Origin of the sequence: Streptomyces sp. SID5464 (genome assembly GCF_009862985.1) — a bacterium.
Taxonomy (GTDB): Bacteria; Actinomycetota; Actinomycetes; order Streptomycetales; family Streptomycetaceae; genus Streptomyces; species Streptomyces chartreusis_D.
Window position 1 is genome coordinate 214,040 of record NZ_WWIQ01000004.1, and the last position, 17,112, is coordinate 231,151.

At 69.7% G+C, this 17,112-nt stretch carries 15 protein-coding genes; 2 read left to right on the forward strand and 13 right to left on the reverse strand.

The window, feature by feature from the left end; all coding sequences use genetic code 11:
• Positions 1-86 precede the first annotated feature (86 nt).
• From GTY47_RS04560 to GTY47_RS04620, 13 genes are all read right to left on the reverse strand, one after another.
• Positions 87-1,085 carry an acetamidase/formamidase family protein gene (locus GTY47_RS04560; protein WP_010039072.1) on the reverse strand — a complete coding sequence of 333 codons (999 nt, stop codon included), beginning with the start codon at positions 1,083-1,085 and terminating at the stop codon, positions 87-89.
• 164 nt (positions 1,086-1,249) lie between these two features.
• A complete protein-coding gene (locus GTY47_RS04565) occupies positions 1,250-1,942 on the reverse strand; it encodes a hypothetical protein (protein ID WP_010039075.1) in 693 nt (230 codons plus the stop codon).
• A gap of 325 nt (positions 1,943-2,267) precedes the next feature.
• Positions 2,268-2,897: a LysE family transporter gene (locus GTY47_RS04570; protein ID WP_010039077.1), complete on the reverse strand. Its 630-nt coding sequence runs from the start codon at positions 2,895-2,897 to the stop codon at positions 2,268-2,270.
• 98 nt (positions 2,898-2,995) lie between these two features.
• Positions 2,996-4,294: a coproporphyrinogen-III oxidase family protein gene (locus tag GTY47_RS04575; protein WP_010039079.1), complete on the reverse strand. Its 1,299-nt coding sequence runs from the start codon at positions 4,292-4,294 to the stop codon at positions 2,996-2,998.
• 67 nt (positions 4,295-4,361) lie between these two features.
• Complete coding sequence (locus GTY47_RS04580; RefSeq protein WP_010039081.1) at positions 4,362-5,867, reverse strand: radical SAM protein; 1,506 nt, start codon at positions 5,865-5,867, stop codon at positions 4,362-4,364.
• 41 nt (positions 5,868-5,908) lie between these two features.
• On the reverse strand, positions 5,909-7,345 hold the full coding sequence (gene amrS, locus GTY47_RS04585; protein ID WP_010039083.1) for an AmmeMemoRadiSam system radical SAM enzyme: 1,437 nt from the start codon (positions 7,343-7,345) through the stop codon (positions 5,909-5,911).
• A gap of 76 nt (positions 7,346-7,421) precedes the next feature.
• Positions 7,422-7,757: a ferredoxin gene (gene fdxA, locus GTY47_RS04590; protein ID WP_010039084.1), complete on the reverse strand. Its 336-nt coding sequence runs from the start codon at positions 7,755-7,757 to the stop codon at positions 7,422-7,424.
• Between the two features lie 327 nt (positions 7,758-8,084).
• Positions 8,085-8,690, reverse strand: coding sequence for an LmbU family transcriptional regulator (locus tag GTY47_RS04595; RefSeq protein WP_010039085.1), 606 nt, complete (start codon positions 8,688-8,690; stop codon positions 8,085-8,087).
• Between the two features lie 437 nt (positions 8,691-9,127).
• Entirely contained in the window at positions 9,128-10,150 is a 1,023-nt protein-coding gene (locus GTY47_RS04600) for a DMT family transporter (protein WP_010039088.1), read from the reverse strand.
• Between the two features lie 47 nt (positions 10,151-10,197).
• Positions 10,198-11,661: a pyridoxal-dependent decarboxylase gene (locus GTY47_RS04605; RefSeq protein ID WP_010039090.1), complete on the reverse strand. Its 1,464-nt coding sequence runs from the start codon at positions 11,659-11,661 to the stop codon at positions 10,198-10,200.
• Between the two features lie 34 nt (positions 11,662-11,695).
• The gene (locus tag GTY47_RS04610; RefSeq protein ID WP_010039093.1) at positions 11,696-13,495 is read right to left on the reverse strand and encodes an FAD-dependent oxidoreductase; all 1,800 of its coding nucleotides are present in this window, start codon (positions 13,493-13,495) and stop codon (positions 11,696-11,698) included.
• Positions 13,496-13,539: 44 nt separating this feature from the next.
• Positions 13,540-14,226, reverse strand: coding sequence for a GNAT family N-acetyltransferase (locus tag GTY47_RS04615; protein WP_010039097.1), 687 nt, complete (start codon positions 14,224-14,226; stop codon positions 13,540-13,542).
• The gene (locus tag GTY47_RS04620) at positions 14,226-14,942 is read right to left on the reverse strand and encodes a gamma-glutamyl-gamma-aminobutyrate hydrolase family protein (protein WP_078602810.1); all 717 of its coding nucleotides are present in this window, start codon (positions 14,940-14,942) and stop codon (positions 14,226-14,228) included. The genes GTY47_RS04615 and GTY47_RS04620 overlap by 1 nt, the downstream gene beginning before the upstream one ends.
• 394 nt (positions 14,943-15,336) lie before the next feature.
• Between GTY47_RS04620 and GTY47_RS04625 the strand changes: the two genes are divergently transcribed.
• Complete coding sequence (locus GTY47_RS04625; RefSeq protein ID WP_010039099.1) at positions 15,337-16,158, forward strand: TIM barrel protein; 822 nt, start codon at positions 15,337-15,339, stop codon at positions 16,156-16,158.
• 25 nt (positions 16,159-16,183) lie between these two features.
• A complete protein-coding gene (locus GTY47_RS04630; RefSeq protein ID WP_010039101.1) occupies positions 16,184-17,077 on the forward strand; it encodes a 2-hydroxy-3-oxopropionate reductase in 894 nt (297 codons plus the stop codon).
• The last annotated feature ends 35 nt before the right edge of the window (positions 17,078-17,112 follow it).

Consider the following 17,112-nt stretch of genomic DNA (forward strand, 5'->3'; position numbering starts at 1 on the left):
GCGGCAGCCGGGTGGGCACGGGCTGTGGGCGGGGGCGTACGGCGGTGTCCGGCCTGCCGCGGGAGGTGTGCCGCGGCCGGGGCGCCTCAGAGGCGGGCGGCGATCTCCCGCATCCGGCGGTGGGCTCCGCCGTACCCGGGTCTGTCCGGGAGCAGGGCCTTGGGCACCTTCGTGGCGACGGTGTAGTCCGTGTCGACGACGTTCGCCAGCGGTGTGCGGGAGATCTGGGAGAGCAACTGGTAGGCGTCGAGCCGGTCGAGGCCGTGGAGTTCGCTCAGCCAGTTCACCATCTGCACCTGCGAGACGCGCCAGGCGTCCTCCAGGGGCCGGGCACACCCGAGGGTGATCAGGTACGCGTCGTTCTCGATGCGCGGCCAGGCGGGCGCGCCGCCCTTGATCAGGTCCACGACGAGGGTCACGTTCATGGCGCCCTCGACGGCGGTGCCGCACGACTCGCCCTCGCCCTGCCGGTAGTGGCCGTCGCCGACGGAGAACAGCGCGCCGTCGACGTTGACCCCGAGGTAACACGTGACACCGGCCCGCATCTCGGGGGTGTCGAGGTTGCCGCCGTGGGCGCCCGCCGCCAGCGAGGAGCGCACCTCCCCGCCCTGCGGGGCCACGCCCACCGTGCCGAGCATGGGGGCCAGGGGCAGGTCGACCGTGAACTCACCGGCCGCCGCCTCGAAGCGAATCGTTTCGGCATCCGGGTCGACCTGGTAGATCCAGGTCCGTTCCGGGAGCGGGTCCTGCAAGGTGGCGGTGCGATCGGTGGAGGTGAGCCCGCCGAATCCGGCGACGAGGGTGGAGACGCCCCAGTCACGGGCCGGGGTCAGCTCGGCGATGTGCAGGACCAGGGTGTCGCCGGGTTCCGCCCCTGCTACGTGGAAAGGGCCGGTCTGCGGATTGAATCTGCCGTTCCGGATTCTCTCGCCGGGCAGGTGGGAATTCTTGTGGAGCAGACCGCTGAAGGCGTCCTCGGTCCACAGTCTCAGGGCCGTTCCGGGGCGTAATCGGGAAATCGCTTGCGCCCCGCCGAACGTCCAGCTGAGCTGAGCGGGCGACGGCACGAATTCGAAGGTGTCCATGTACGTCTCTCCTCGGGAGGCGGTCCGTACATCTCCAGGCGCAGCAAGGCTACCTTCGTCGAATTCGCAGTCAAGAGTGTTTCCCGTGAACACTGCTGACAGGTCCGGTGCGCAGAAGAAACAGGCCATTGCGCGACGGGCCGTGGGCAATGTGTTCCAGCCGGTCAGAAAACACTCTCCCAGCGCCCCGGCTGCGGAACGGGGGCGGGACGGGGCCCGGGGTGCGGCCGGAAATGGAGGCCGTGCACAAAGCCGGTCGTCTCGGACGTGACGGTGAGGGACAGCTCGTCGGCGCGCTCGATCCTGGTGCACGCGCCGAACGACATCGCGAACAGCTGCGACAGGCCGCACTGCCAGCTGCGGACGGCCTCGGTGTGCTCGGGGGAGCCGTGGCCGAAGTACGACGCCAGCCGCTCGCAGTGCCGGGACGCCGCTCCGATCGTGTCGGCCGCTTCCCTGGTCACGGTCAGGTCGTGGACGGGCGGCCGGTGGTCCCTGCGGGGGCGGGGCGCGACGGTCACCTCGGGATCGGGGTAGCGGGCGGGCATCACGCGGTGCAGCTCCAGCGCGGCGTGCACCCCGGCCCCGAACGCCTCGGCCCGGGCGAGGCAGATCTCGGCGATCGCGAGCCACTGCGTCTCCGGTATGGCGAACCGCGAGCGCTGCGGGGGCGGATCCGTGCGGCCGGGGTCCGCCTCGGGGGTGGACGCCGCCCAGGGGGCGAGCGCGGTGTACAGGGCCCGCGCGGTGGCCGGCACCAGGTCCTTGACACTGCCCACCGCGTCGACGGCGGCGGTGATCGCCGCCATCTCCACGTCCGTCAGGGCCCGGTGCACACGCTCCGCCGTACCGGTCATCCGGGGCGACCTCCTTCGTCCGGTCTGCTCGGGCACAACAGACACCCCCGGGCCCGCACCGGGCTTGCCGTCCGGGCGGCCGACGGTGGGCGGTGTTCAGCGGTGAGGCCGCGCGGTGGCGGCAGACGGGGCTTGCGGCGGAACCAGGTCCGGGCAGGCCGGGGCGGGGGAGTCGACGGACCGGGCCAGGGCGGACGGTCGCTGCTCCCGGCCGGTCGCGGTGGCGGCATCGAGCGGTCCGGCCCGGATGGGAACGGGCCGCGCCGGACCGCCGTACCGCCACGCGTCCGCCGACGCCGGATGACGGTACGGCCTCGTCGCTCCGTCAGCCGATGGCCTGGTACGCGAGCACGCCGCCGAAGAAGATGACGCCCACGCCCGCCAGGAGGTCCACGCCCTGGAGCATCCGGGAGGTGAACCAGCGGCGGAACAGCATGGCCCCGGCGCTGAGGGTGGTGAACCACAGCAGCGTGCCGGAGCCGACGCCGACGAGCATGGCGAGCGAGTCCGCGAGCGTGTCGGTGACGTTCGCCGCCGTGGCGGCGGCGAAGGCCGCCGCCCAGTAGCCGATCGTCGCCGGGTTGGCCGCCGTCGCCGTGAGAGCCGTACGGAAGGCCTCCCACGGCTGCACCGTCTCGCCCTCGGTGTCGACGACCGCGCTCCTGGCCCGGAAGGCCGAACGCACGGAGCGGAAGCCCAGATACGCCATGACCACGGCACCGGCGAGCCCGAGCGCGGTCCGCAGCACCGAGATGTCCAGCAACTTGCCGACACCCGCGAGGCCCAGGCCGGCGTACAGCACGTCGATGGCCGCCGCGCCGAGGCCGATGGCGAATCCGCACAGAAAGCCGTTGCGCAGCACACTGCGCACGCACAGCAGCCCGATGGGACCGAGTGGCAGTGCGACGAGGAAGCCGAGTCCCAGACCCGCGCTCCAGGCCGGAATCACGCTCACCGTCTGCTCCCCCGCCGCACCACGCCGTTCACCCCGGCCCCCGATAAACGGGTTTGCGCCAATTCCCCCGCCTCCTTGCGGCACACCCGTCGGTCAGGTCATTCGACGAGTTCGGATATGCCGAAGCGTACCTCACCGGGGGCCGCGGGACTCAGGTCCTCCGGCGCGTAGAACATCTCGTAGACATTCGTGGACAGCAGTTGGCCGGCCCGGGTCAACGAATACACGTCGTCGCCCTGCTTTTCCAGCCAGCCCTTGTCGAGAAGCTGTTCCAGTTCGCTGCCGAAGACGTCCTCCATCGTGACCCCGAACCGGTTCTCGAAGTCGTGACGGTAGATCTCGCACATTTTCAGGCCACGGATCATGACCCGGCGCATCTCCTGCTCCTTGGTGAGATACGTGGCGAAATCGAGCGGGACCTTCCCCTCCTCCACCAGCTCGTAGTACTGCTTGAGCGGCTTGACGTTCACGAACAGCCGGTCGTGGATCACGCTCTTCGACGACACGCCGAAGCCGATCATCGGCCAGGTGCGCCAGTAGTACTCCAGGAACCGCGAGTAGTCCTCGCAGCGGTCGGGGTGGTAATAGCCCGTCGAGCTGCGGCGCTTGAACCCGGCCGCCTCCAGGGCCTCGATGGCGTACACGTACATGCGCTCTTCGTCCTCGGGCGTCGGCAGCGCCATCTTCTCGGACTTGATCAGCGAGTGGAACGCGGTCTTGGGCCAGATCTCCAGGCCGTAGGCGGTGATGCAGGCGGGTTCCAGCTCGATCGCCCGGTCCACGCTGTGCTTCCAGTCGTCCAGGGACTGGTCGGGCAGCGGGAAGATCAGGTCGATGTTGGTGTGGGTGAAACCGCCGTCGACGATGGTCCGGTAGGCCCGCTCGGCGGTGGCCAGGTCGTGCGAACGGTTGCAGATCTGCAGCAGGCGGTCGTCGAAGGCCTGGACCCCCAGGTTGAGCCGGTTGAAGCCGGACTCGCGCATCCGCGCGATCTTGGCCTCGTCCACCGTCGACGGGTCGAACTCCAGGGCGATCTCCGCCCCTTCGTTGAACTCGAAGGACTCGCGGCACACGTCGAGCAGCCGGGCCGTCTGGTCGCCGGTGAGGATGCCGGGCGTACCGCCGCCGAAGTAGACGGCGTCCACACGGAAGGCGGGGAACACCCGGTTCGCGGCGAAGGCGCGGATCTCCTTCTCCAGGGCGTCGACGTACTGCGCGAAGTGCTGCTCGTTCTTGTTGATGTAGACGGTGTAGTCGCAGAACCCGCACTTGGTGATGCAGAACGGCACGTGCAGGTAGAGCACGGCGTTCTCGGGGCGGAAGTACTCCTCGTACTCGTGCTTGCGGTACTTGAAGGGGTAGGTGTGGATGTTGCGGCGAACGATCTTCTCGGCCATCTGGCTGCTGCTCCTTGTCAGGCTCGCCGTGCGGCGGCGGAGGGGTGACCGGGCGGGAGGGGGGCCGTCAGCACAGCACCCGGAAGGGCTCGTAGCCGGTGGGCTGGTCCAGGGCGGGCCGGTCGTTGGGGACCACGGGGCGGCCGCAGGAGACGAACAGGTCGTCGTACCGGTCCCGGGAGCGCGCCCGGTAGTCGGCCGTGGACCTGGCCAGCATCTTGATGACCTCCTCGGCCAGCATCAGCTGGTACTGGCACGACTCGTCGTTGAGGACGTTGACGTCGCCCGAGGCCACGTGGTTCTCCTGCCGGCAGCCGCCGCCGCACAGGTAGCGGGCCCAGCACGCGCCGCACACGGGGTGCTCGTCGACCGAGCGCCGCCACTCGGGGTGCTCCCGGGTGATCCCCTCGGAGCCGGTGCCGACGTCGAAGCTCTCGTCGCCGACGAGGCGGTGGCAGGGGCTGATGCTGCCGTCGGGTGAGTGCGTGTAGTACGTCCGGCCGCCGGAGCAGAAGGCGAGGGCGGTGGCCCCCTCGGTGACCATCTGCACGGTCCGCTCGTACTCCAGCACGCCCTTGAAGCGGTTGTCGGGCGCGAAGAGGGACGGGTAGTGCAGCAGGAAGTCCTTGAACTGCTCGACGATGCCGGGCTGGAGGAAGTGGTTGATGTACTGGATGCCCTGCGGCTCGGAGAGCTTGCGGTCGCCGAGGGTGAGGGCGATGGGGACCTTCGTGTCCTTCTCCACCGGGTACACGCCCGGATAGATCTGGAAGTAGTCGAACAGGTCCAGCTGCCACAGGTCGTGCACGCTGTCCTTGAGGCTGGGCTCGCCGGTGGCGATCGTCATCCGCGCCACCAGCGTGATGTCGTCGCCGCACGCCTCCCGCAGCCGCCACAGGTTGCGCATGATCCGGTCGTAGGACCCCATGCCGTTCTTGGAGGGCCGGTTGGCGTCCTGGACCTCGCGACCGCCGTCGATGGAGACCGAGACGATGAAGCGGTACGCGCGGAACAGCTCCTCGATGCCCTGCGGCATCAGCGTGAGGTTGGTGGAGATGCGGTGCACGAACTCGGTGCCGTCCCGCTGCGAGACGGTCCGGGCGCGCTCGCAGATCTTCTGGATCACGGCAAAGTTCGCCAGCGGTTCGCCGCCGAAGAACTCGAAGCGGACACGCTGTCCGGGCACGGCGTTGCGCTCGATGAAGTCGAAGATCCAGGCGATCGAGTGCTCGCCCATGGCCTCGGTGATCCGGCCGTAGTCCCCGCCCTCGGCGAAGCAGTAGGTGCAGGCGAGGTTGCAGACGTTGGTGAGGTTGACGTTGACCGCGAAATCGGCCCCGTCGGACAGCGAACTCTCCCGCAGCCGGGAGCGGTTGACGCCCTCGTCCGCGCCCACGGCTTGCCGCATGCGCTCCCACGCCTGCCGCTCCGGGGGCAACAGGCTGTCGACGCCTGACTCCAGGCGCTCGGCGGTGCCGGCCGGGGCCAGCAGCAGCCGGTGGTTGTCGGTGAGGAACACCGCGGAGGTGTCGTCGCTGAAGGGCAGCACGCGGTAGTCGGTTCCGTGCTTCATGTGTGTCTCCCCCTTGTCTCCCTGGTTGCCGGGACCGGGGCTCAGCGGCGGGTGCCGGGCTGGAAGAGGGGCAGCGGCGACACGTCCTCGTTCAGGGTGCCGGCGGCCACCTCCACGGTCGGGAAGTGGGCCCGGTCGAAGACCTGGTGGAGGCTGGAGGTGCACCGGTCCGGGATGGCCACCTGGACGCCGAGCTCGTCGGGCGTGCTCTTGGCCGCGATGTAGCGGAAGCTCTCCCGCGGCTTGAGCTCGACGATCTCCCAGCTGCCGTCCGCGGCCGGATCGCCGTAGCGGCGGGTGTACGCGGTGGCGGGCGCGTCGGACTCGTTGCGCATCTGTACGTGGAGGGCGCGGACGTCGCCGTGCCAGTCGAAGGACGCCACGTCGAGGTCGACACCGGCGGGCAGGTCCTGGACCTTGTTGCGGCGCCGGGCGTCCGGCAGCAGCTTGAGGGGCGCGCGGGTGCCGCAGGATGCGCAGTTGCCGTCGGCGTCCACCCCGACCAGGTCGGCGTTCAGGCCGTACCGGGTGACCTGGAGCAGGCCGCACTGACTGCACCAGGTGTTGGTGGACTCGGTGTCGTAGACGTTGCCGAGGTAGACGTGGTTCAGGCCCATGTCGAGGGCGACCTTGCGGGCGCGTTCCAGGCGGTCCACGGGCGTGCGGATGGTGTCCGTCATCTTGTAGTCGGGGTGGAACCGCACGAAGTGGGTGGGGATCGACGGGTCCAGCCGCTCACCGACGAACGTGGCCATCTCGCGGGCGGTCTTCTCGTCGTCGCTGAGGTCGGTGACCATCAGCGTGGAGACCTCGACGTGCTTTCCGGCCCGGTAGACCTGCTCGGTGCCTTCCAGCACCGGCTCCAGCCAGCCCTTGGTGATCTTGCGGTAGTACTTCGGGTCGAGGGACTTGATCGACACCGAGAAGATGTCGATGACGGGGATGAGCTCCTCGATCGCCTCGCCGCTGATGAAGAACGCGGACTTGTAGAGGTTGACGATGCCGGCGGCCTTGGCGAGGGCGGCGGTCTCGACGACGAACTCGTGCCACACTACCGGGTCGTTGTAGGTCCAGGAGATGACCTTGATCCCGTGCCGGACGGCGATGTCGACGACTTCCTCGGGCGTGTAGTGGTAGACGTCCTTGTCCTCGACGTAACGCGCCTGGGACGTCTTCCAGTTGTGGCAGTAGTCGCAGTTGAGCATGCAGCCGACGTTGCCCATGGAGAGGATGCGGGCGCCGGGCGCGTAGTGGAAGACCGCCTCGGTCTCGATCGTCTCCTCGGTGGCGTGCACCGAACGCCCGTAGTTGAGGGTGACCAGGCGTCCGTCGCGGTTGGCGCGCACCATGCAGAAGCCGTGCTGGCCGGGGCGGATGCGGCAGTTGCGTGGGCTGAGGTGACATCGCACGACGTCGTCGTCGAGCCGTTCCTCCAGCCGGGCTGGATGGGGTTCCTGGTTCCAGGTGGTCTGCGTCACGGACTGTCCTTCCGTCAGGGAGAGGTGGGCAGTTGTGCCGTGCGGTGGTGCGGAGCGGAACCGTTTCGTCGGCGCGTCAGGCGTGGGCTGCCGACCGGGGCAGCTCGGTGATGTGCTCGTGGTCGGCCGCGACGGGGCCGACCTCCGTGGCGCCGCCCGGTGAGCCGAGGTCGGTCGTGGCGGTGAAGAACTCGGCGTTCACTCGCTCGTACACCTGCCACTCCTCGGGGAGTTCGGTGTCCCGGTGGATCGCCTCCACCGGGCAGACCGGTTCGCAGGCCGAGCAGTCGATGCATTCGTCGGGGTGGATGTACAGGGTGCGCGAGCCCTCGTAGATGCAGTCGACGGGACAGACGTCCAGACACGCCTTGTCCTTGACGTCGACGCAGGGCTGGGCGATTACGAAGGTCAACAGTTCCCCCATTGCCATGCTCACGGTGAAGTACCCGAAAGGTGGTGCCGCGCTGACGTGCGGAAGAGCTTCGGTTTCGCAGGAGCAGCGCGGCTGATCGGGGCGCGGCTCGGCAAAGAGTGGCGGGGGAATTGCGGACGCGTCAAGGAGATCGCATTGAGACTGCTGACTGGATTTCTCGAAGGTAAGGCAAGCCTTATTGAATTCGCCGTCCTCGCCGACCAGGGCACCTTGCCTCCGGGAGGGGGCCGGACGGTGCCGGCCGCCGCCCGAGGATGACCGAAAGCAGCCGTGGCCGGCGCGGGCGGTGGGGCCGGGGACGGATCTTCAGGGCTCGGCCCCGTCGTCGAGTCCGGCCGCCCGGTCGAGACTGGCGGTGATCCATTCGGCCAGTTCGAGACCGTCGCGCTCGGCGGCCCTGGTCCAGGCGGTCTCCTGCTCCGCGGTGGTGCGCAACTGCAGCCGCACGTGGCGCGGTTCGCGGACGTCGGACGGATCGGCCAGTTCCTTGCGCAGTTCGTGCCGGAGCCGGTTGCGGGACCAGCCCTCCCGGGCGGCTCGGTTCAGCCAGCTGCGGCGCTCCTCGGGGGCCAGGGAGGCCACTTCGGCGTGGTGCTGGAAACTGAGTCTGGGATGCCGTTCGGAGGCCGGAAAACGCCTGGCGATCCACGCGTAGTTGCGCAGGGTCTTGTAGTCGAGACCCGTTTCCTCCATCGCCTGGCGGTACTTTCCGGGGTATCTTTCCTGGCCGTACACGAGCCAGTCACCGTGCCACCAGCAGGAGGAATCCGCTATCAGGAAGAGGTGTTTTCCGACGCGTTTCCACTCCGCCAGGGAAAAGCCGGGTGGCAGGACCAGACTGGTGCGCCGGGTGACAGCGGCTCCGATGACGGGGTGTTCGGACACACTGTGCAGCGCGGTCGAGTTGCCCAAGCCGGTTCCCCCTTCTCTCCGGGGAAGGACAGGTTGCTCTGATCGCGACGGAGTCTGACACCGGGTTCCGGCCGCGGTCCAGGCCGTCGAGCCGTCAGCCGCGAGTCTGGCCCGAAGGCGACGGTCGGCCAGCACGGCCGAATCGCTCCGCACCCGCCACGCCGAAGGCCTTCCAGCCCATTACTGGACGCGCCGCAGATCCTGCTGCCCTGTTCAGGACAGGCCTGAAAATGCTGCTGCAACACGCCGACGCCGGTCACATCCCACCGGTTCGCTTCGGTGGGTGACCGCGGTGTGCCGCTGCTCGTCGGTCAGCCCCTGCCCGGTCGGCCGGGTCGGCAGGCATGGCATGGCATGGCATGGCATGGCATGGCCGGAACCCGCCGGTCCGGTCTGTTCCCGGGCTCTCGATGCGCCGGCCCGGAACCCCCGCTGCGCTACCGCCCCTTGCCCCCGCCCGGGCCGGCCGGGGTCTCGCTCGGAGGGCGCTCCGGGGCCGGCCGGGGGAGTCTGGCGCGGTCGAAGACGTGGAAGCTGAAGAAGACACCGCCGATGACCAGCAGGCCGCCCCAGAGCTCCTGGGCGGTGGGGAGGCGCTGTTCCCAGATCAGGTAGAAGAAGGCTCCGAACACCGCCTCCATCCCGATGATCGGGCCCATGACCGTCGCCGGGAGGCGCTTCGACGCGATGTTCCAGAACCACGTGGCGCACCACGAGCCCAGCACGGCAAGCGCCGCGCACCAGGCGAGGAACGACCCCAGCGTGCCGGCGTCGGCGAACGGGGACGTGCCCTCGGCGGACTCGGCCAGCGGCAGCAGGACGAGGGAGCCGAGGAAGGCGCCGATACCGATGCAGGCCGTCCACGTGGCGTTGTCCGGGACGCGGGTCGCGCGCCGCAGGATGATCCGGTTGGCGATGACGAAGTACGACCAGGCCACACACGCCGCGAACCCGAGCGCCGCGCCCGCGAGCCGGTCCTGCCCGTCGCCCGCCGTCCCCAGGGAGGCGGTACCGCCGTTCACCAGGAACAGCCCGGCGGCGATGACGGCGATGGGCAGCAGCCCGCTGCGCCAGGCGAAGACCTTCTCGACGGCGTTGGAGATCAGCGAGACCATGACGGGGATCAGACCGGTCATGGCCGAGGCGAGGACGCCGCCGCCGACGGACGCGGACATCGACAGCAGCAGGTAGAAGCCGATGTATCCCACGACTCCCAGGTGCATCGCCTTGAGGACGTCTCGCTTCCCCAGGGCGCGGAGCCTGCCGGGCCGCGCCAGCAGTACGGCGGCCGACATCAGGCCGAAGACGGCGTACCGGCCGAGGACGAGGTAGTAGATGTTGACGGGGTCGACGGCGGCGGGGCCCAGGAAGGTGAAGCCCCACAGGGCCGTGGCGAGGAGCGCGGCCGACAGCCCGACGAGGGCGGGCACGGACCGGCGCCGCCGCCGCGTCGGGTCCATGTCCGTCACCTCTCCTCGGTCCGCGGGCGTCGTACGGGGTGTCACCGTCACGCGGCGACCAGCTCGTCGCCGATCGCCACGACCTGTTCGACGAGGAAGTCGAAGTCGGAGCGCTCCGACCGGTGGTTGTTGTTGGCGACGCGGATGACGAACTTCCCGTCGATCACTGTATGGGACGGCATCGCCAGTCCCTCGACCTGCAACCGGGTCAGCACGGCCCGGTTGACACGGTTCAGCTCGTCCGCTGTGGCGCCCGGCCACACATACCGGAAGCACACGATGTTGAGGTCGCTGCGGGAGACGACCTCCAGCCGGTCGGAGCTGTCGGCCAGTTTCGTCAGGTGGGCGATCTGGCCGATGTTGCCCGCGATCGACGCGGCGAAGGACTCGATGCCGTGCGTCTTGAGGGCGAACCACACCTTCAGCGCCCGGAACCGGCGGGACTGCTCGATGCCCCGGTCGGAGAAGGCGAGGGAGTAGGCGGCGGGCCCCTGGTCCGTGCTGCTGATGTAGTCGGCGCTGGAGCTGAAGGTGCTCTCCAGCGCGTCGGCCCGGCGGACCAGGACGCAGCTGACGTCGAAGGGCATGTAGAGCCACTTGTGCAGGTCGAAGACGAGCGAGTCGGCCTCGCTCATCCCGGCCAGCAGGGTCCGGTGGGTGGGCAGCAGTTGCGCGAAGGCGCCGAACGCGCCGTCGACGTGGAACCAGAGGTCCTCCTCCCGGGCGATGGCGAGCAGTTCGTCGAGGGGGTCGACGGCTCCGGTGTTGACCGTGCCGGCGTTGCCGACCAGGCACAGGGGGTGGAGCCCGGCGTCGCGGTCCGCGCGGACGGCCCGGCGCAGGGCGCCGGTGTCGATCCGGAAGTCGGCGTCGACCGGTATCTGCCGGAAGTACTGCCCGCCGATGCCGAGGAGTTCGACGGCCTTCTCCACCGAGTGGTGGGTCTGCGCGGAGCCGTAGACGGTGAACTGCCGGCCGTCGGCGAGGGCGCCCAGGCCGCGGATGTCGGCCGTGCCGCTCTTCGCCCGGCGGGCGGCGGCGAGCGCGATGATCTGGCCCATCGACGCGCCGCTGGTGAGGATGCCGGAGCCGTCGGCGGGCCAGTGCATGGCCTCCTTCAGCCACTCCAGCACCTGGTGCTCGACCATCATCGCCGCGTTCTCGCCCGAGCCGAGCGTGCAGTTGACGACGGAAGCGAGCAGGTCGGCGTAGGCGGCGACGGGCACGCCGGAGCCGTTGGCCCAGCCCCAGAAGCGCGGGTGGATGTTGCCGCGCGGGTAGGGCATGACCGTCGTACGGAACTCCTCGTAGACGTCCTGCATGGGGGTGGCGGTCCGGGGCAGCGCGGTGCCGAGCCGGGCCTGGACGTCCGGGGGTACGGGCTGCCAGACGGGCCGGTCGCGGATGCCGGCGAGGTAGTCGGCCATGTCGTCGACGATGCGCCGGCCCAGGGCCTTGAACTCCTCCCAGTCCGGCGGGTCGAGGGGGGTGGTCTCTTCGTGCGGGGACACCGTGCCTTGCCTCCTGGCGGTCTTGCGGCGGTGGTCAGATGCGGGACGCTGCGGGTGCCCTGGGGGCGGTGGTGGCGGATGCCGCGTCCGTCATGAAGGCGGTGAAGCGTTCCGGGTGGTAGAGGGCGTGCATCGGGTGCGGCTGGTCGCCGAGGGAGGCGAGGACGGCCCGGGCGACGGCGGGTGCCTGTGCGAAACCGCCGGTGTTGTGGCCGCCGTTGATGACGAAGAGGCCGCCGTGCGCGGTGGTCTCCGCGTGGTAGATGCCGAGTGACGTGGCGGTCCAGGGCCGGACGCAGTACTTGAAGTCGTAGTTGTCGGCCGGCCGTGAGGACGCCGAGCGGTGGGCCTGGTCGGGGAAGAGCCGTTCGATGGTGTCGATGATGCCGAGCCGGATGGCGTCCAGCTGGGCCTCGTCGGCGTCGGTGCCGACGCCGGTGTAGCCGTACCCGGATCCGACGATCAGGGTCGGCCGGCCGTCGCCGTCGCGGGCGACCGTCACGTTGGCGTCCTCGGTGACATGGCCCTTGCGGCCGACCTTCAGCGAGTGCGGCAGCCGTGCGTGCTCGTTGCTGATCCGCATCCAGCCGCCCAGGACGCCCTGGATCCGGCCCTCGCAGGGCGAGCCCATGAGCAGGGCCTGGCCGTCGACTCCGGGCGAGGCGACGACGTGCGCGTCCGCGGGTACGGGCACCGGGCAGTCGAACCCGGTCACGGTGCCTGTGCCGTCGCGCCTGACCCATCGCACCGGGGTGTCCCAGTGGAACACCACGCCGCGTTCCTGGAGGAACGTGACGAGCCGCTGTGTGAACCGGTGCACTCCGACGGTGAAGCCGGGCACGAGGAACCCCCCGGCCAGGGCGCCGGTCTCGAAGGCGCCGGCCAGTCCCGGGAACTCCTCGCTCAGTTGCCCGGGCGTGAGCTCGCGGGCGAGGGCGCCGAGGGCGCAGTGCCGGGCGAGGGCGGCCCGGTGGTGGTCCGGATCGGCGTACAGCCGCAGGACACCGTCGGTGAGGACGACGTCCTCGAAGAGGTTGGGGTGCTCCTGGCGCAGGGCGGTCCACTCGTGGAACGCCTCGGCGGTGAAGGCGAAGATGTCCTGGTTGTAGGCGCGGGCCAGCCAGGACGGCACGCGTTCGAACTCGTCGATCCAGGCGCGCTCCGAGGGGGACAGCGGCCGGTCGCCGGCCGCGAGCCAGCCTCCCTGGTCGACGGGCAGCCGGAAGTGCGCCGGCGGACGGCCGTGGAAGTCCTGATTGTTGTAGCCGTCCATCTCGGTGAACGTGAACATGCGGGCGTCGTCGCCGGCGTGGGTGCAGCCGTACCGGCGCCAGTGCTCGCCGCCGGGGGCCGGGGACCGGTCGAGGACGGTGACCCGGTAGCCGTCCCGCCACAGGTACAGGGCCGTCACCAGGTTCACGACGCCGGCGCCGATCAGCACGGTCTCCCGGCTGCCCGAGGCGGGTAATGCGGGGTGTGCGGGGGCGTGCTGGAGGGTGAAGCGCCGTTCGAAACCGCTCAGGGCCGTCGCGATCGAGGCGAGGCCGCCGTCGGGGTGGTTGAACTCGACGAGGTCCCGGGGGGCGGAGCGGCTGGGAGTGCCGGTGACGTACGAGAGGTAGGTGGTCCCGGGCACGCTCTGGCACCAGTGCCGCAGAAAGGCTTCCGGTGGCCGCCTGGACATGATCAGACCGCGTGCGCCGTGGGCGGTCACCTCGCGCAGCAGCTCGTCGGCGGGCGCGGTGTCCAGATCGGGGAGGTGGACGATGTCTCCGCCGCGCAGGAAGTCGGAGTACGCCAGCTCGGAACTCGGGGTGGTGATGATCGTCTTCAACGTTCCGCTTTCCGTAAGAGGTGCGTGAATTCCACCGTTGTTGTTCAGGACTGCTCGTCGGTGAAGGGCAGCGAATGTCGTTGCAGGGAAAGGCTCGGGTTCGACCGGTCGTCGGCGCCGAGACGGACGCCGACCCAGCCTTCGAGGAAGGCTTTTTCCAGTTCTCCGGTGGCGGAGAGGCCGATGGACCGCTCCTCTTGCCCGTTCCGCGCCGGAGGCCAGGGGGCCGGGGTGGGGCGATAGAAGAGGAAGCGGAGTTTTCCGCCGAATTTGGTCACGAGCCGGACCGGGCGGAAGCCCGCGCGCATCAGCGATCCGACGCCGTGCGGATTCATCGGCGAGCTGGTCGAGTAGAGATGTCGGATGTCGAGGGCGGCGACGTCGGCGAGGGCCCTGGTATTCATCAGCCGGGCAAGTCCGTGGCCCCGCCATTCGGGCAGCACCGCGATGGTGTCCCAGTGTGCGACCCGGGCGTACTCGGAGGGCGGCAGCGGGGTGTCCTTGGCCAGGTTGAAATCCCGGTCGCGCGGAAAGTAGACCATCCGGTAGGCGACCGTGTCGGAGCCGTGCGACACGCCGTAGCAGAGCCCGCCGTCGGCGAGGCAGTAGGAGATGAACTCGGGCGTGCTGGTCTGGAAGACGTCCGGTTCGGGGAGCGAGGACTTGATGCGCTCCTGGAGGTCCAGGAGCGCATCGAGGTCCGCGGGGTCGAGGCGTCGGACCTCGAACATCAGCGCTCGCCTCCCGCCGCCGCCACGAATGCCGAGATCAGCGGGTCGGCGAGGTCGCCGGTGTCCTCCACGGGCAGCTCCGGGTGCCACATGACGCCCACCGCCCAGGCGTCGCCGGGGTGCTCGATCGCCTCGGTCAGCCGGTCGTCGGAGCGGGCCGTGACGCGCCAGGGGTGGCCGTCCGGCGCCAGGGGGCCCAGGCCTTGGTGGTGGTAGGAGGTGACGGTCACGGCGGGCTTGCCGTACGCCGCCGCGACGGCGCTGCCCTCGGTGAGGGTCACGCGGTGCCGCGAGGTCTCCGTCAGCGAAATCCGGTGGGCGACGCTGCCGCCGTTGACATCCGGAATGTGGGAAATGAGCGGATGGCCCGTGGCGGTGTAGAGGACTTGGCAGCCGCGGCAGATACCGAGCACCGGCAGCCCGGCTTCGAGTGCCGCTTCGGCGAGCCGGATTTCGAAGACGTCGCGGCCGGGTTGGTACTGATAGTCCGGCTGCCTCTCGGTGCCCGAGCAATGTGCGGGGTCGATGTCCTCACCGCCGGTGAGCATGAGGCCGTCGAGGTGCGGGAGATATGAATCGGCGAGCTTGTCGTCGACACAGGGAATGACGAGTGGAATACCTCCCGCCCGGACGACGTGATTGACATATCCGGCATGCAGACAATGGCTGTCTATTGCCGAGCGAAAGCGCGCGGTGATACCGATCCGCGGTTTCATGACCTACCCCCGTTGATGACGCGGATTGCAAAGCGCAGACACGCTAACTGATGCCGTTCCGGCCTGCAAGATCGAAGATCCGCGACCCGGGCCTTCCGCCATGTGTGAAGAAGGGCGTTTTTCGGTCAGCGGGATAGGCCTGACTCCCGGAAACCGCACCCCCGTACTGGCTCGAATTCGACGGTGACAACCGGACACGGCTTTTCCGTCCGACCCTTCCGACGAGCCGCGGGTGGGTGGGGTGTGTCCCGCCGCGGCGGGACACACCCCACCCACCCGCCTCGCGAGACCCGCTCCCCGCGCCCTTGACAAGCCACGACGCCCAGCGGCAGTCTTCCGGTAAGCAGAAAGCAACTTCCACAATGCGAAACACAGCGGAAGGGAGCGCGGCCCGATGGGATTCGCAGACCAGCGCTTCAACGTCAACCTGTCGATCCTCTTCACGGAACTCCCGCTCCTGGAGCGTCCCGCGGCCGCCGCCGCGGCCGGCTTCACAGCGGTCGAGCTGTGGTGGCCCTGGGTCGACTCACCCACCCCTGATCAGTCGGAGCTCGACGCGCTGAGGAAGGCCGTCGAGGACGCGGGCGTCCAGCTCACGGGCCTCAACTTCTACGCCGGCCGGCTGCCCGGCCCCGACCGTGGCGCCCTGTCGATCCCCGGCGAGGAGTCGGAGAGGTTCCGCGCCAACATCGACGTGGCGGCCGGCTTCGCCGCCTCCCTCGGCTGCACGGCGCTCAACGCGCTGTACGGCAACCGCGTCCAGGGCGTGGACCCGGCCGAGCAGGACGCGCTCGCGCTGGAGAACCTGGTGCTCGCGGCCCGGGCCGCCGACCGCATCGGCGCGATCCTGCTGATCGAGGCGCTCAACCAGCCCGAGTCGCCGGCATATCCGCTGGTGTCGGCACCGGCCGCCGTCGGCGTCGTCGACAAGGTCAACGACACGACGGGGCTGGGCAACGCCCGCTTCCTCATGGACCTCTACCACCTGTCCATGAACGGCGAGGACCTGCCGCAGGCGATCGAGCGGTACGCCGCGCGGACCGGCCACGTCCAGATCGCCGACAACCCCGGCCGCGGCGCCCCCGGGACGGGCTCGCTGCCCCTCGAAGACCTCCTCGACCAGCTGAACAAGGCGGGTTACGACGGCTGGGTCGGCCTCGAGTACAAGCCGGGCGACCGCCCGAGCGCCGAGGCCTTCGACTGGCTGCCCCGCTGACCCCCGCACCGAAAGGCACCCCATCATGAGCAACGCACTTCCCAAGGTCGCCTGGATCGGTCTCGGCATCATGGGCTCCCCCATGTCCGAGAACCTGATCAAGGCGGGCTACCAGGTCACCGGCTACACCCTCGAGCAGGACAAGCTCGACCGGCTCGCCGCGGTCGGCGGCACGGCCGCGGCCTCCATCGCCGAGGCCGTACGGGACGCCGACGTCGTCATCACGATGGTGCCGGCCTCCCCGCAGGTCGAGGCCATCGCCTACGGTCCGGACGGCATCCTGGAGAACGCGAGGTCCGGCGCCCTGCTGATCGACATGTCCTCGATCACCCCGCAGACCTCGGTCGACCTGGCGAAGGCGGCGAAGGACAAGGGGATCCGCGTCCTGGACGCCCCCGTGTCCGGCGGTGAGGCCGGTGCGATCGAGGCCGTGCTGTCCATCATGGTCGGCGGCGAGCAGGCCGACTTCGACCAGGCCAAGCCGGTCTTCGAGGCGCTCGGCAAGACCATCGTGCTGTGCGGCCCGCACGGCTCGGGCCAGACCGTGAAGGCCGCGAACCAGCTGATCGTCGCCGTGAACATCCAGGCGTGCGCCGAGGCCGTGGTCTTCCTGGAGAAGTCGGGCGTGGACCTGAAGGCGGCCCTGGACGTCCTGGGCGGCGGCCTGGCCGGCTCGACCGTGCTGGCCCGCAAGAAGGACAACTTCCTGGGCCGGGACTTCAAGCCGGGCTTCCGGATCGACCTGCACCACAAGGACATGGGCATCGTCACCGACGCCGCCCGCAACGTCGGCGCGGCCCTGCCCGTCGGCGCCGTGGTCGCCCAGCTGGTCGCGTCCCTGCGCGCGCAGGGCGACGGCGGCCTGGACCACTCGGCGCTGCTGCGGGCCGTGGAGCGGCTCTCCGGCACCCGGATCTGACCCTTTCGGCCCTCGCGCCCCGGGGGGTCCCTCAG

Coding starts and splice junctions, on each gene's coding strand:
- GTY47_RS04560 (WP_010039072.1), bottom strand. CDS start 1,085: ATGGACACCTTCGAATTCGTGCCGTCGCCCGCTCAGCTCAGCTGGACG.
- GTY47_RS04565 (WP_010039075.1), bottom strand. CDS start 1,942: ATGACCGGTACGGCGGAGCGTGTGCACCGGGCCCTGACGGACGTGGAG.
- GTY47_RS04575 (WP_010039079.1), bottom strand. CDS start 4,294: ATGGCCGAGAAGATCGTTCGCCGCAACATCCACACCTACCCCTTCAAG.
- GTY47_RS04580 (WP_010039081.1), bottom strand. CDS start 5,867: ATGAAGCACGGAACCGACTACCGCGTGCTGCCCTTCAGCGACGACACC.
- GTY47_RS04600 (WP_010039088.1), bottom strand. CDS start 10,150: ATGGACCCGACGCGGCGGCGGCGCCGGTCCGTGCCCGCCCTCGTCGGG.
- GTY47_RS04615 (WP_010039097.1), bottom strand. CDS start 14,226: ATGTTCGAGGTCCGACGCCTCGACCCCGCGGACCTCGATGCGCTCCTG.
- GTY47_RS04620 (WP_078602810.1), bottom strand. CDS start 14,942: ATGAAACCGCGGATCGGTATCACCGCGCGCTTTCGCTCGGCAATAGAC.
- GTY47_RS04625 (WP_010039099.1), top strand. CDS start 15,337: ATGGGATTCGCAGACCAGCGCTTCAACGTCAACCTGTCGATCCTCTTC.
- GTY47_RS04630 (WP_010039101.1), top strand. CDS start 16,184: ATGAGCAACGCACTTCCCAAGGTCGCCTGGATCGGTCTCGGCATCATG.